The 15,714-nt window shown below is 54.3% G+C and carries 11 protein-coding genes; 1 reads left to right on the forward strand and 10 read right to left on the reverse strand.

What is annotated here, in order from left to right:
- From NMUL_RS09070 to ygfZ, 10 genes are all read right to left on the reverse strand, one after another.
- On the reverse strand, positions 1-1,092 hold the full coding sequence (locus tag NMUL_RS09070) for an efflux RND transporter periplasmic adaptor subunit (RefSeq protein WP_011381046.1): 1,092 nt from the start codon (positions 1,090-1,092) through the stop codon (positions 1-3).
- Entirely contained in the window at positions 1,089-1,223 is a 135-nt protein-coding gene (locus NMUL_RS16370; protein ID WP_143034459.1) for an efflux RND transporter permease subunit, read from the reverse strand. Before NMUL_RS16370 ends, NMUL_RS09070 begins: the two co-directional genes overlap by 4 nt.
- A gap of 40 nt (positions 1,224-1,263) precedes the next feature.
- Entirely contained in the window at positions 1,264-2,259 is a 996-nt protein-coding gene (locus NMUL_RS09075) for a ComEC/Rec2 family competence protein (protein WP_011381047.1), read from the reverse strand.
- Positions 2,260-2,854: 595 nt separating this feature from the next.
- A complete protein-coding gene (pelG, locus tag NMUL_RS09080) occupies positions 2,855-4,225 on the reverse strand; it encodes an exopolysaccharide Pel transporter PelG (protein WP_011381048.1) in 1,371 nt (456 codons plus the stop codon).
- A gap of 9 nt (positions 4,226-4,234) precedes the next feature.
- Entirely contained in the window at positions 4,235-5,815 is a 1,581-nt protein-coding gene (gene pelF / locus NMUL_RS09085) for a GT4 family glycosyltransferase PelF (RefSeq protein ID WP_011381049.1), read from the reverse strand.
- Positions 5,812-6,951, reverse strand: coding sequence for a tetratricopeptide repeat protein (locus NMUL_RS09090; protein WP_011381050.1), 1,140 nt, complete (start codon positions 6,949-6,951; stop codon positions 5,812-5,814). Before NMUL_RS09090 ends, pelF begins: the two co-directional genes overlap by 4 nt.
- Positions 6,951-8,222 carry a hypothetical protein gene (locus NMUL_RS09095; RefSeq protein WP_011381051.1) on the reverse strand — a complete coding sequence of 424 codons (1,272 nt, stop codon included), beginning with the start codon at positions 8,220-8,222 and terminating at the stop codon, positions 6,951-6,953. The genes NMUL_RS09090 and NMUL_RS09095 overlap by 1 nt, the downstream gene beginning before the upstream one ends.
- The gene (locus tag NMUL_RS09100; RefSeq protein WP_011381052.1) at positions 8,219-10,921 is read right to left on the reverse strand and encodes a tetratricopeptide repeat protein; all 2,703 of its coding nucleotides are present in this window, start codon (positions 10,919-10,921) and stop codon (positions 8,219-8,221) included. Before NMUL_RS09100 ends, NMUL_RS09095 begins: the two co-directional genes overlap by 4 nt.
- Positions 10,911-13,841, reverse strand: a complete 2,931-nt coding sequence (locus NMUL_RS09105; protein WP_238529791.1) for a bifunctional glycoside hydrolase/polysaccharide deacetylase family protein — start codon at positions 13,839-13,841, stop codon at positions 10,911-10,913. Before NMUL_RS09105 ends, NMUL_RS09100 begins: the two co-directional genes overlap by 11 nt.
- 189 nt (positions 13,842-14,030) lie before the next feature.
- On the reverse strand, positions 14,031-15,077 hold the full coding sequence (gene ygfZ / locus NMUL_RS09110; protein WP_011381054.1) for a CAF17-like 4Fe-4S cluster assembly/insertion protein YgfZ: 1,047 nt from the start codon (positions 15,075-15,077) through the stop codon (positions 14,031-14,033).
- A 113-nt stretch (positions 15,078-15,190) separates the two neighbouring features.
- On the opposite strand from ygfZ, the gene NMUL_RS09115 reads away from it, so the two are divergent.
- A complete protein-coding gene (locus NMUL_RS09115; RefSeq protein WP_011381055.1) occupies positions 15,191-15,706 on the forward strand; it encodes a protein YgfX in 516 nt (171 codons plus the stop codon).
- Positions 15,707-15,714 lie beyond the last annotated feature (8 nt).

Here is a 15,714-nt window from a genome sequence, read left to right on the forward strand (position 1 = left end):
TTACTCGGTATACAATTTCATCAACTCTGAGCGAACCTCTTGGGGTGGCTTTAAATCGATCATAACCTTGTCTCCAGGACTAACTTTGCGCATACCCTCGATCAAAATCCTCTCGCCGTCATTCACGCCGCTTTTAACAATAAACATGTGGGGCAACTCGGCCTCTATCTGGATAAGCCTTTGCTCCACTTTTTCTTCTTTGTTGACGACGTAGAGATAGATTTTATCCATGATTTCGAACGTCGCTTTTTGAGGGATGAGCATGGCGTTTGGGTAAGGTACGGTCATCAGAATTGTTCCTGTCTGACCATGCCTGAGAACCCTGTCCGGGTTCTCGAACAAGGCACGAAACTGAATGTTGCCGGAGGTATTATAAAAATCACCTACAATTGTCTCGATGACCCCCGTATGCTCGTAAATCTCGCCATTTGCCATCCTTAACTGCACTTTTTCATTGGTTTTGCCTTTTTCGCGCCTTATAAAATCCAGATATTTAGCTTCCGGGACGTTGAAATAGACCCACAAGTGGGCGATATCAGACAACTCCGTCAACAAATCATCTTCATCCAGAAGGCTGCCGATCCTAACAGCCAAATGATCCGTAATCCCATCAAAGGGTGCTCTGATATCGGTGAACCCCAAGTGGGTTTTCGCCAAGTTCACCTGCGCGTTAGCCTTATCTAATTTTGCTTTTGCCAAAGCCAATTCATTGGCTGATACGATATTCTTATCAGCCAAGGCCTTGGTATTGAGGTATTCGATGTTCACATTTTGCGCTTCAGCTTCCGCAGTTAGAAGTTCTGCCTGATAGACGTTGGGCATGATTTTGAACATGGGTTGTCCCTTTTTTACCCATTGCCCTTCGTCTATAAAAATATGGGTTAAATAGCCCTTTTCCAAAGAGCGGACTTCAATATGTCTGATGGCGCGAATCTGACAGACATAGGGTTCCAGGATGGAAGTGTCTTCACGGAACGGTGTGGTTGCCGCATAGTGCGGCATTTCTTCATGTGTGTCGTGTTTTTGGCATCCACTCAATACCAGAGTGGCGATTAAGCCTAGAACGATGGATAATTTAGTGACCATTTTCATGCCGTCTTGATAGTGGGAAAGACGTCCGTTGGGGTATGCCGTATCGCCCTGATTCCAAACAGGACGATCAGAATGGAAAGAACCACGAAGGTGTAAGGTTTCCGCAGCGCCATAATTACGATCTGGTTCATACTATGTTCTCTCTTATGCCTTCGGTAAAAATTCATTTACCTAGAATATTGCACGTAAGGATGAGGCAATTCTTTTGCAAATCCTTACAAGGTTGGACGTGCAGTCTCCCGCCTTGCGTCTCCAGACGGTCTGAACAGGATTACTGCCCATCCCTTGCCAAACCCAGAAGCTGATCACCCGGCAGAATATTCCGGGAGAATGGAGGGAAGGAAGAGCGGTACCGCTCCCGCTGTTCCTGAAAATCTCGTCCTTCGTTATGTGTTGCCCGAACGCCATGCCGCCGTATGTCTCGGCAGATCTTAATGGCCAGATTGGCTGTTCTATATCGATAAGATGGACGTTGCAGTATCGGCCGCCGGTATCGAGCCGCAGCTGATTGGGAAGTGTTTTGGCAATCAGGAGGAAGATGGCGCCGAAGGCTGCGGCAGCCGGATTGTTTCCCGATGCGATGGCAATCGCCGCGGCGACCGCGGATATTTTTGCAATATTTCTGCGTCTCCCGGTTTTGCCGACTTCAAGAGCGGGAAAGCTCTGAACCTTGTCGGTATGCTCCAGCGCATAGTTAAATCCAAGCTCCGCCGCTTCGTCGTCTGTCTTCCCTGCAGCCCGGGGAAAAACAGCCTGGCACATTGCCAGGATTTGGTTTAGGTTCCGTTCGCAGGCTCCGAGGATCGTTGCCGATGCCGCCACGGCTCCGCAGGCGATTTGCTGGGGGCGAGTGCCTGCTGCAGCCCATTGCGCCGCATTTGCCACCGCGTTCGAAATGGTTTCGCTTACGACGCGCATGTTGTCCGCATTCAGGAGTCCTATGACTTCCGCTGAATGGTCCTTGTCGTAGTGGCTGACAAGAATGTGATCGAGGGAGTAACCGTAACCCCTGAGGATGGGATCGATAAAGTTGTGGACTGTCTCGGCATACCCGAGTAGCCCGCCCTCGATCAATATCGTCCGGTGTCGCCCGGCTGCCACGTCTGCCGCAACCACGAGCGCACTTTCTCCCTGCCCGACGTCAATCGTATGAATGGTGAGTTGCATGGCGATGAGCTTTCAAGTTTTCCCCCTTCCAAGATAAACAGGTAACTCGCACACCGAGAGGGTCCAACTGCGTGCTATCACGCTGCAACGGCTGATAGACGGGCGATTATGAAGTGCGAATGACCGATTCAGCGGTCATTCGCGCCACTCTCCACAGTGGTCTTCGACTGATCGGCATACGTTTAAGGGATGCCAGCAGCCAGTGTGGAATCAAAATTACCACACTCGTTGTAAGAGAACTATGATGGACAGGTGAGCGATTTGTGAAAGTTGTAAGAAAACTATGATGGATAAGTGGTCAATTTGTGAATACCGCAACCTGAATCATTCAAGTCGAGAAGTGTGGGCGACTGTGGAGTTCCGTATCACAGAGGGAAGCACTAGAGAGGAAAGTGCGGGAGGGGAAGTGCTGACCGAAGCGCAGGCGTTCATTGCATGGCGTGGCGCGAGGGGGTTTATCGATGGCGCAGAATCCCGTGCTGGCCGTCAGCGTCCATACAGGCGAGACTCTCCATCTCATGATTCGAGCCATTCCCGTTAAATGACTTTGTCATGATTGGTCTGCTATGCACCTGGTATTTATGAGAGATGCGGGCTAACCCTGCAGCATGAATGTCTCATACTCCAGCCGGTTGAACTTATGCGAGAGGATGAAGAGACCGAGAAATGCGGACAGCGTAACGGATACTGCAAAGCCGTATCCGAAGGATTCGGCTCCTAGTTGCAGCGTGGCAACGGTGAACAGCAGGTTGGTGATAAAAAAACATGCCGTAACGATCAATACTTCCCGCCGGGCGTCGAGATAAAAAAGTATGTTGAGTATCGCCATCAGCAGCACCTGCACACTGACTGCGACCACATCGATATAAAACAAATGAATGTAGAGCGGGGATATGCCAATGGTTTGCAGCAGGCCCCTGCCCCACAGAAGGCACAACACCACCGTCAGACCCTGCACTTTGAAGATTTCGTAGATACCTTGCCGGGCAGCGTACACCATCCGGTCACGCCTATATTCGATATGCATGAGCGTGTCGCCTTCACGCACGGCACGGTAAAAACGTTCGTGCTGTTCGGCAAAATCCGCTTCTATGCTTACCAGAAATACGGCCATCCCCGGCAGGATGAATAGATATGCCAGAAAAATGGGAAGATCGTAGATGATGGATGCGCGCAAGGGACCGATGACCACCTCGGAAGTATAGGGCACGAACCAGAAGATGAATTTGTCGATCCACACCGCCAGGTAATAGAGCGTGCCGACCGCAAACAGGCTGTAAAAGCTCCGGCTTCGATCGAGAAAGTCAAACTTGAGCAGAGAATTTCCGGGATATTCCCGCACGATATGATGCAGGAAGGAAAACAGCAGATAGCCGTGACCGGTCAGCACACCGAGCAACAGGCCGTTGAGTTCCCATGGAGATGCAAGGAGTCCGACTGCAATTCCCAGGGAGTAACCCTTGGCCAAAGTCCAGATGATTCGCCCATACGCCTTCATCCCCGACAGGAAAATGAGGACAATCCACATCCCGCTCAGCACAACAAAATTGCACAGCAGCAACAGTTGCTGGAAAAATGGTCCCGTGAAAAGCGAGAAGATAAAGGGCGCTGCCCACGCAAAGCCACCCGCCATGGTCAACATCAGGACGCCGAACAGATTGGGCAGCACCTCTGCCTTGTCACCGGCATAAGTCCGGTCCGCGACGAACCGAGTGAACATGAGCTGCATACCCCCGGTCCAGATCAGTGAACTCGCCATCATATAGGTAACGCAGATCTGGAAGGCATTGACCTCGCGCTGTTCCACACCCAGCATGACGGCAAGGACGCCTATCATCATGATGCTCAAAATCGAGAGCACCCATGGACCACCGCTGACCAGGCCCGCATAACCATAGGCTCGCAACACCGACCAGTAATTGTCGCGCTCCAGGATTTTGCGGATTTCGAAACCGATACCGGCCATATAGTTACATCAGTTCGCTACTGCCGGATGCCGCGGTACACTCAAGGCTTCCGAGTAGACTTCCCGATAAGATGAAAACATGAGTTGGTCGTTATAATAGCGTTTCACGCGTGCAAGCCCCGCCTGCTGCGCAGCACTCCACTTCTCCGGGTTGTTGAGCAGTTCGAGGGCTGCTTTTGCCGTGCCTTCTGGATCGGCAATGTGCACCACACTACCCGCCGCCCCCAATGCCCGGTCCTGCTCGGCCGCTCCTTCGATGAGCTCCCGGCAGGACCCTACATCCGTCGCAAGGCAGGGAACACCGCTGGCGAAAGCCTCGAGTATTACCAGCGGCAGAGCTTCACTGATCGAGGTCAGTACCATCAGGCCAAGCTGGGGCAGAATTTCCAGCATATTTTGAAAGCCCATGAATCTGAGATGATTCCCCAGGCCGAGACTTTCGGCCAGTTCCTTGCATTCATTCACATACAACGGATCTTCGTCCTCCGGGCCGACAACCCATCCTTGCGCGTCAGGACGCTCCTTGACCAGCATCCGCAATGTCCGGATGAACGTTTTGATATCCTTGATCGGCACCACGCGCCCGACCAGTCCCAGCACCGGTGGAATCTTTTCCGGTCTTTTTTCGAGTGCGTCGCGATAGCGTTCCACATTGAGGCCGTTGGTAATGATACGTGTTTTTTCCGGGACTGCTCCGTCGGCAATCTGTCTCAACCGATTCCCTTCATACAGGCTGATAATGGGCGAAGCCTGCGCGTACGCCATGCGCCCCAGCTGCTCGTAGAATCTGATCCAGAGGCCCCGGATATATCCCATTTCCTCATGCAGCGTATTGCATACATCGTCATTGTGATCATGGATCCAGGTAGCCTGCGCCAAGTCGATTTTCCGCTCCTTGGTATAGATTCCGTGCTCGGTGAGCACGAAAGGAATGTTTCGCCGCAGCCGTATCATCGCGCCCAGCAGGCCTGCATAACCAGTCGAAATGGCATGCACTGCCCGAACCGGTGGAAGCCCGGTCGCAATATCGGCCAGCACGAACAAAGGTGCATGCATTGCACGTATCGACCAGAAATAGTCCACAAACGAGGGTTCAGTACAGCGCTCTTTATACTGTCGGGTAATGTAATCCCAGGAAGCTTCGCTATACAGAAAATCCTCCTGACTGATGCCACCCTTGGAGCCCAATCGCGCAAACGCATCAATCATTTTCCTGTCAGCCAATTTCCCGGATTGCCGCATGATGGCGTGCAGTTCTTCCATTTCCTGGAAAGGCTGGCGGCTGCCCTTGCGGGCATGCGGCTTCCCATGGCTGCGGTGCAACAGATAGTGCGTTTCGACATGCGTCACATTCGGCGGAAACTGATATTGCGCCGGTCCATACATTTCCTTATTGCCGCCTATAAAGATCACGGCGAAGGTAAATTCCGGCAAACCGTTTATGATCTGGTGGACCCATGAAGATACCCCGCCACGGACATAAGGATAGGTGCCTTCCAGCAGCAGAGCAATATCCGCCACCGGTTCCAGAACCGATCCTGCTGCCCGTACCGTCCAGGGCTTCTCCGCCCCTGCCTGGATAACACTCATTTATTCCACCATGCTCTTACCAGAGCCAGTTCCCGCCCTTTCTCCCCAACACGTGCAAGCGCGGACAAACAGGCCTTTGCTTCGGTAAACTTCCGCTGCCGGAAAGCGATTTCGGCAAACCATGGCAACAGTTGTTGCTGATCCGCGCCATGGGTTTGTGCGTTGACAAAAGCCTTTCTCGCCAGGGCGGCTTCACCTGATTCCAATAAAATCCGACCATACAACAACCAACTGTCGGCGTTCACGCTCCCGGATAGAGAGGACGCTTCACCCATCTCATGCTTGGGCGACGCCAGAGAGGCTTCGGATGCAGCACGCACAGAAGCCGATACAGATGCAGAGGGAACGTCGCGCCGCGTAATCGATGGCGAGCCCAATACGACCTCCATTTGTGTGCGGGCGTTTTTCAGCCAGTGCTGTCTGACAGCACCCTGTACCAGCTTGTGATATACCAGTTCCCAGCATAGCGCAGCGATCGTCTTGCGGCAGGCATTCTGTGCTCGTGGAGGAAGGTGTGGCAGCGCTTCGGTTAAAGCCAGGACGCGGTCAGTGAGCCTCTTTTCATGGGCATCCTTCATCGCATAGGCAAGCAGCCTTACGTCATCGATCGGGTCGCGAGTAGCCTTCGACCAGATCTCCATGGCTTCTCTCGGCGACATATGCCGTGTTGCCATCACCGCTTTCAACCGCTTGAGCGAGCGCTGGGCAAAATGGACGATCTGGCGCAGGGCTCCCTGGCTGTAAGGGGGAACAGGGAAAATGACAGGGGGTGAAAAAGGCAGCTCAGGCAGGATTATGATCTTTACATTCTTCGCGGAACGGGTCCGGGGCTGTTTCAATGCACGTGTTATGCTCCACAGCACGCCCAGCGCCCCGAAAACCGGCAGAATCCATAGAAAGGCAAACAGCAATCCCAGACTTCTACGGGGAGGAAGCTTGTAGCGGCGCGGCAGCGCCTGCCAGAACATGCGCGCAAGGTAATACGATGAAGCAGAGTGAAATACAGCCGCCATAAACAGCAGCGCGCCTTCCTGCCAATCTGCAAGCGCGTCATCCGCACTCAACCAGACCAGGAGAACGGCTACTACTTCAGCAGTCACTCCCGAGAATGCAAGCAAGCGATACATGCGACGCATCACCCCTGCTCCAGGGAACGGATCCTTTGCGGATCAATTTCATTGATAGACATCCATTCCTGCGCGGTTGTTGCGGGAATATCGGCTACTCGCTGCGCCCATGCCCGTGCCCCAGTAATATCCGTCAGTGGCAACATCGCCCAGACGACATACTGATCCTTTTCACGCGCAAGGCAGATAAAGTCGATGGCACGAATCGAAAACCGCAGCTTTTCGTGAACGCTCCGCACCTCCTCCGGATTTCCGGATAATCTCAGGAGCACGGTATCGAGCTTGAAGCGCGAAAAATCCTGATATGCCCGTTCAAATGAAGCAATAAACCGACGAACCGATGGCCTCGCAGTTCCAAAGCGGAGATGGTCCACGCCGTGGGCCACCAGCACCGCGATAAGTTTGAGATTGCTTTCATGAAACGAAAAAAAAGGCATGGAACGCACTGCCAGCACGGCATTTATTTCGCCGACGGAGTCGGTTAAAGGTACCACAGCCAGAAGCTGGGCCTGGTCCATCTCTGATTCCTGCAGAAGATTCAACGTGGCCAGTTCGCCGCTGTCGAGCGCCATTCTCAGCACTGGATCAGTCACATCGATGGGAAAGCGCTCTCCCACACAGGCCAGAACGTTGGAAGTATCAATGCGGTCGGCAGTAATCCCGATGATGCAGGCCTGAGTCAATGCACCATATTCCGCCACAAATTCAATAAGCTTTTGCAGCGAGCTTTCCGTCATTCCATCGATGGCGTCCAGCGTGGATTGAAGGTGCATGATGCCTTCACGCAGGGAAAAGCCACTGTTGGCAACGGTCTGTTCGAGACGGTCATGCGAGAGGCGCAATAACTGGTAACTGCGCGTGAATTCCTCAAGACGCTCGGCGCGGTATTGATACGCGCCCTCCAGCCGGTGCAGGCGACGCCCCCACATGTCACGAAACTCCCCTGCCACCATCGCCACCACCACCACGCCTATCGCCCAAGGCAGCGGAAAGCTCTTCGCGGCCTGCCATTGCTGGTCGATGGCGACGCCAAGGACTGCGAGTGTCAGCAGCGCGCTGACAAAACCAAAGACAAACCCGTACCGTAATCCCGCGAGCAGGGGTGCCAGCACTGCCCAGGGGAATCCGCCACTCAATCGGAAAGGATCCGCCTGCTGGGTAATGAATGATGCCGCAATTACAACAGCAGTTATAACGAATGTTTCAAACCAGCCGCCCCACGCAGATACGGGGGTGTTTACATCGACAACCTCTATACCTTCCAGCCAGGGTTTCTTCATCGCTTTGCAGGTTCACTGTTTACAGGAAATTCCCGAATCTTGGTCAGCGTCTCGCGGCAGATATCCAGTTCCGTTGCCAAATCGCTCGGGTTGGGCTCCGGTTCGCCGGCCAACCACCGATTCGCGCGATCCACATCGTCTATGGATAAGGGGAGCATGTCCGGATGTGATGCGGCCGCCGGTTGACGCTTCAGGTGATCCGAAATAAGCGCCAACTGCCGCTCCACTTCACGCTCATTCCTGTTCCTGACTGCCTTTGCAAAATCTTTCCATTGTGACAGCTCAAGCCGTTCCACCTCTCTACGCAATGCGAAATAGTCGGCATTATCCAGTTTTCCTCCAAAGCCCCATTGGTCCCGAATCGACTGTAATTCCTCCTGTTTCTTTGCATCCTCGGTACCCTCCCTTTTGGGAGGAAGATACTTTGATCCGAAAAAGTATTCGGCGAGGCGTGACGGATATTTCACTTCGATCCGGGAATTCTGCCTTGAAGCGAACATTTCGAGCGCCTGGAAACGGGCATAGTTGGCGTGAGCGGGGCACCCCGCCCATTCCATATTATCCGCCAGGGCCAATATCCAGAGAAAATCCCCCGCCCGGGTCGAAAGCGATCGCAAAAACCAGGCGGCTGCCTGAACCGGCCTGCCCAAACCTTGCTCCGCTGCCGCCAAGGCTTCGGCCAAGGCCGGATTAACCGTGGACTGACTGGCTGTCTGGGCACGATAGGGCGCAACGACGGAATCAAGCAGTACACGATCAATTTTCTCGTATGCCAGCAATAGCCAGATCATGGCTTCGGTGACTTCCGGATCTGCGGCCTGTAATTTCAGGATCTCCTGCAGCGCCCCACGTGCAGCGCTTTGCTCCCCATGCGCCATTCTGCGCATCGACTGGAAATACCAGTAATCCCGCGCCTGCGCTGCGGAAGGAAGTTTTTCCGCAACCTCGAGCCACTGATCCAGTTCATCCCAATTCCGCCGCTTCCAGGAAAAACGCATCAGGCGCTGCAAATCCTCGATCCGCTTCAATCTTTCCCACCCATAGCGCGCAAGCCGCTCGCTTTTTTTCTCATCGTGATGGCGCAGGGCCAGACGTTGCAGGTTTTCCAGAATTTCCACGTCGTTCGACCGAAGAGCCAATGCTTTTTCGTAGGCTTGACCGGCGTACGCATCCTGTCCCAGTTGCGTGGAAACTTTCGCCAGCAGCAACCAGTATTCTTCCGCAGAAGCGGGAGGCGGCGAGTCGATGTCCCGAAGCAGCAACTGAAAGCTCTTTTGCGTGTTGCCGGCTTCCTCATATAGCCTTGCCAATGCAAGCCTCTGACGCCCATCCTGTATTTCCGGCATATCTTCATATAACGTGAGCGCCGCATCCGGTTTGCCCTGAAGAACAAGAACCTCCACCAATGCGTTAAGGATGGGGGGAGGATTGCCGAATCGTTCCGCGTGACGTCGCAACTGTTTTTCCACACGCGACGGCTGGGCAACGGCGAGACCCGCTTTGACATAAGCATCCGCTTCGGTAGTCGTCAGCTTGCGGCGGGACATGACTGCCTCAAGAAGCTGCACAATCGCCTCGTTATCCGGTTTTGCCTGAGCCAATGCAAAGGCCCGGGTTTCAGCCTCTTCATCAGCCTTATGGCGCGCAAAAGACAACCACAAGGCGAGCGCTTCATCGGGTTGACCATTCCAGTCATATAAATGGGCAAGCAGTCGCTGACGCTCACTTCCAGGAATCAGAGAAGCGCGCAGCATGGGTGCCCGGGCAAGGCCTTCGCTAAGGAGCCCCATCGAAACCTGCAACCGGACAACACGTTCCGCAAGCCTCTGATCCGCAGGCAGATGTGCGCTTGCCTGCTCCAGCCAAACCAATGCATGATCGCGGTCACCCATCGGCTGGGCAACGTCCGCCGCCAGGAGCAGCAGCTGCGCGTCCGCGTTGGAGGAGCTATAAGCGGAAAGGATCTGCATCGCGGCTTTCAAGGCCTCCCGGTCGACTCCCGCCTGGAGATAGGCGCCTAAACAGGCTTTCGCCAATTCGGTTTTCTTCCGGGCTATTCGTTCGAAAGTGAAAGCCCGGCAGAAATTTTGTGCTGCAGCTCTGGGTTGTGCGGCTGCAAGCCGTTGTTTGGCAGCAAAAGCAAGCCAGCGCGATTTTGTCTGCCGGGTTTCATTCTGCATGCCAGCCAACTGCTCGAAAGTTTCCGCTACGACCGAGGGTTCGCCAAACTGCTCTGCCAGCAACACCACCTGGTTCGACTCTTTGTCATTGTCCGCCAGGCGCAACAATAAGGGGACCAGTTCTCCGATACGCCTTCGCAGTGATGCCTCGACATCCCGGGGAGGATGTCGGTAAAGCTGCTGCAGCGCCAGCTTCAACTCTGCCAGGCGAATCTCGTAAGTCAACCCTGACTCGGGAGCATTCTGCAGAGGTTCCATGGCAAGGACAGCTTCATCGGTCATGCCCGCTTCCGTCAGTACCTGTACGAACGACAGGCGTAGCGGAGCGTTACCCGGATCGGACTGCACGAGAACACGAAGATAAGCGACCGACAAAGCATCTTTTGCTGACAGGTTGGCGGGATCCCTGAAGGCGGGCTGACGCGGAAACAATATCCAGAAGGCAATGAGAACCACCGCGCTCATGAACAGCAACGCGGGTGCGTTTAGCAGAGATTCGCGTTGCGTTTCAACACTCAAGCCGGAATTTTCCCGCTGTCAGGTTTCCTGGAACTGTATAAACGGAATGTGCACCCTTCACCTGCGGTATCAACTTTGTGTCATTTATGCTCAAGGCGCAGGAAGCGGGAGCCGTGACGGTCAGGGGCGCCAAACGGCCGCCCGATTCAAATAAAAGCGTGGCGGAACCATCATTGTTGATATGCCAGGATTTAAGGGGGGCACTCGCCTCGATCAATCTCAGTCCCGGATTTCCGTTCCGTTTACCTTGAGCGGCTTTCAGGATTGCGTGATTCCGAGCGAGGTGGATGTAGCGGTTGTCGTTGCGATCATTATATCCAACTACATCGCTGGAGATTTCCGGCGTCATTTCGGTCGGGGGCAACCGCACTGTTCTGAGGGTATCCCCGAAAAGAGACCAATTGCCGTCGAGATCGCGTGCGATGCTTGCCGTCTGGAACGCACGCACGCGAGTGACATATTCATCGACCCAGATGCCGAGCACATTTTCCTTCCGCTGCGCCCCCGCCATCTGCTCCAGAAGCTCCCTCCCCCGTTCGTTCAGGAACGCATCGGCATGAATCGATATGGACGAAACACGCAACCGGCGTGCAAGGTCGAGCTCCCGGTTCCATTCGCCAACCTTACCAAAATTCAGGGCTTCGCCGTACCAGAGCTGCGCGAACAGAGGTTCGGCAATCAGCGGCGTCATCACCTGAATACCCCATTCTGTCGGACGAAGTGCGGGATCAAGGTCTGCAAGCGATATCTGTCCACTCTGCCAATGCAGCCCCCCTCCGCCATAATGCGGCAGCCCGGCTTTCTGCGCGGCGGCCAGCACTGCGGGCCCTGGCTTGCCATCCCCAGACCAGATCAATAACGGAGGGGAATCCGGTGCCATCGTACGCAGGAATGGAAGAGTGCCACCTGTTTCGCGCGTCATTTCCGCCGCGTAATCCTTCATGAATACGCTGTATCGGTAGGATTGTTGATCCGCGTCTGTCTTACCTTCGAACACCCCCCAATAAAAAGGGTGACTGTAGGTATGGCTTGCCAGACGAACTTGGGGCAAACTGGCCACCTGGCGCAGCTTGCTCTGCTGCTCTTCGGTGGCTACTTCCGCTTCAATGACACCCAATGTTATCGGCAGCGGATTTTTTTCCATCCAGCCCCTGAGCCGGTCGATTGCCTCCACACCCTGCTCATCCTTTGCAAACAGGCGATCTCCCCTCACCTCGATAATCTCCAGGCGCCGCCCGTTTTCCGTTGTCATGTCAAATACCGGCTGCACCGGCAGACGCAACGCCGCCTGGAAAAAAACAAAAGGATCGAGCAGCCATTCGTGCCGCCCGGAGACGCTCTCACTCAGGATATGGGGATGTAACGCGTACCCGCCCCAGTTCGTCACCGCAATCGGATGAAATATTTTGTCAGCACTGCTCAAGGTGAGCCATGCGTTATTGCGGTCTCGAACCCGTACATCGGGCGTGCCGCTGCCGATAACCGGAGCGGACTCAGGGCGTCCCAGGCGATCATTCATGGCATCGAGTTTCAATATGCCGGTCGTCGGGTACAATTCACCCTGATAATCCAGCAGATTCCGGCACGCAACACCTGCCGGCAGATAACCCATGAACACTATGGGCAGGTTCGCATTCGCTTCTGACTGCAGCCGTGCGCAGACACTCTCATACCGTTCGGTACCGTTCGCACTGTCCTCCCCCAGCCACGCGATAATCCCGGCATACCGCCCGACGAGCGGTTCAATCGGCAAGGGAAGCTGATCGATGTACCAATAGTCGAGCGCCAAGCCAAGATATTCGAGCGGCATGGCAGCATGCCGAAACAGATCATGCTCCATCTGCTGCGCGGGCGTTCCATTAACGATAGCCAGCAGTTTGCGGGGAGCCAGGCGTATTCGTCCCTGCCCCAGCCACGTCAGGTCTCCATTGGCCACCCAGGGCATGAATCCCAGCTTGAGAATGTCACGCGCCGTTTTTTCCGCCTCTACCCAGTTCCCCGGATCGACATAGTCGAGCACCGTAATGGGCACCTTGAATTCGTTTTGCGCCCGCACCAGCTGATCGAGCAGCCACTTTCTGTTTTCTTCCTTGGTTGGGGCGTGTTTACCGCTAACTGGGTCAAAACCATGAAAAAGAGATTCCGCCACCATACCATCGGCATACTGGCTGGCCCGGTCCAGTACTTCGAAGCCCCGGTTGAGAATGAGCTTGCATCCTGGAAAACGCTGCTTGACTTCCGCGAGCAATGAAACCAGTCCTTTTTCCTGCTCTTCGCGTTGTTTGCCTTCCGGCGTCACGATCAGGTAACTGTCCACTGTATCGAGAAAAAAGGCGCGGTAACCGTCACGCCACAAGCGTTCGAAGTGCTGCTTCAGCAGGTATTCGCGCCAGGCAGGATCGGTCATGTCCATTACCAGGCTGTTCCAGGCAGGGTTGACGCCTATCGACCAGTCCGTATCGATACGCGCCATATCTTCGCTGTTGCGGGCGATTTCACCAAACGAGACATAGGCGAAGACGAGTGAAGAGTCCAGATTCAACAGCGCTGTTTTCTCATGCGGCAGAATCTGGCTTGGCTGGATGACGATCTGGTCGAAATGGCGCAGATCTTCGACAGGGGGCCTGCTGCCATAGTAAAACACAATATCGCGTTTCTCCAGCTCCAGGCCGTCTGAGTGGGCCGCTGATGCCATCAGCATCAGCATCAGTAACAGAAGCAGTTGCCAGATGCCTGAACAGAGCGACGATGCTTCGCTCCGGATCGCACCGGAAAAATGGAACAGGAAGCGGAATCCTGATGGTTGAGGCAGGTTGTCGCGGATGCCGCCATGATCTTTGCGACCTTTACAGATACGCAGCCCCCCCCTGTCTCCGATGTCAGTGGCGGGAATAATGGGATTGGGTGTGGCAGTTTGCAAAACTTGTCGAGATATCCTTTCTGCTCCGGAAGCCAGTGGGGCGCACCGGAACGCATTTTGTATTAAGGTGCTTCGCAAGGTAACAGGAAATGTTCTTTCTGCGTGGTTTTTTGACGGGGAGTTCGGATCTCATCAAGAGACATGCTGCTATTTGATAATGACAAAATCGGACACATACTTTTTTACTCTTTACTGATTCGCGGAATAAGGTAGCGGCATAATTCCCAGTGCGGGACCCTCCAGCGATTTCCAGTGAATTTCACCTGCCTCGACACTGCTGGTCTGAATGACAGCCAATAGATCAGTTCCTCCGTCGGAGGACGATGCTGGGTTGACTACCATACCCGCAGATTGTTCCCCCAAGTCGGCGCTGAATAACTCATCCCCCGCTTCGATTGGCAGATCACCCGCTGCTGGACGAACATTTGCAAGATACATGCGCCGCTTTATTTTGCCGAGATACTGCGTGCGGGCAACGATTTCCTGGCCGGGATAACAACCTTTCTGAAAGCTTATCCCCCCGAGAGTATCCAGATTCACCATCTGGGGCACGAATTGTTCCTGGGTTGCGGGCAGGATGTGGGGAATACCTGCCCGGATTTCCAGCCAGTCCCAACAGGGCTTCCCTACCTGGGTCGCATTCCTGCTCAAATCTTCCCATATAGTGGGCGCCTGCTCGGGAAGAATGAGGAGTTGAAAGCGATCCTCCGCAAGACGGATGATGCTTCCTCTTTCGCCATGCCTCACTCCGAGAGGCACGACAGGAATTTCCCCCAGGATCTTCCTTAACAGGGCCGCAGCATGAGGGCCCGCGACCCCTATGTGGACCCAGGCTCCACTGCTGTCCGCCAATTTGACCTTGGCCCGCAGCACATACATGGCGAGGCGCTTCTGGATCCCCGCGAGCAAGATTGCAGGCAGCTGCATGAGATACCCGTCACCAGTCGTCCGCCAAATCAGAAAAGTCGCGAGAATTCTGCCTTTGGGATTGCAATAGCTCCCGTAGGAGGCTGTTGAGGTAGTGGCGCGCCTTATATCGCAACTCAATTGTCCTTGCAGGAAAGTTTCCGCATCCTCTCCCCAAAAGTGAATCAGGCCAAAATGAGAAAGATCACTCAGTACGTTGGCAGATCGGGTACTCTCAAGTTCGGCAGCAGCATTGCCGTAGCTGACAATGCAGTCTTCCCGGAAAATCGCACCGCGGTGTTGCAGGTAGGAGTGCCAGACAGGATTCATGTTAAGGCAGGTATTGGTCAAAGAAGCCCCAAAAGAGTTAATTATAAAGCATACACTCGAGCTGGGCGGCAAATTGCCCGCATTGAGATAACAGCTCATCAATATTTTAGAACATGCAACCCGTTGTGCAACGCTCCGTGCCTTCCCTCGTCGTCCATCTGAAACCCTCGCGTAGATTAGGAATAGTCCTCAGCTTCGCGCACTTTGTGGCTATTGTATTGTTGTGGCCCCTGACGTTGCCCCTTTCAGCCAAATTGACGGGCTCCGCTTTGCTCGTCATCAGCCTTGTTTTCTACCTGAAGCGCTATGCATTGTTGTGCTCGCCGGATTCCGTTTCCGGCCTCGAAGTAACCGATGAAATGGTGTTTACCCTGAATATGCGGGATGGAGGGCAGATCGCCTGTGCCTTGCTTGGCAGCAGTTTCGTCGCACCCTATCTGACGGTGCTCGACTTGAGACCCCTGAAAATCGATAAGACAGACGCATCTCCACGACAGTGGAGCCGGTATTTTTCGCGCAGTGTCGTAATCCTTCCCGATGGAATAAACTCGGAAGAATTCAGGCAGCTACGGGTGCTGTTGCGATGGAAATGGAGAAGCCGGAGAGGCGAATTGAGGCGGCTTGAATAGTCGGCTGT

The sequence above is a fragment of the Nitrosospira multiformis ATCC 25196 genome (assembly GCF_000196355.1).
Taxonomy (GTDB): Bacteria; Pseudomonadota; Gammaproteobacteria; order Burkholderiales; family Nitrosomonadaceae; genus Nitrosospira; species Nitrosospira multiformis.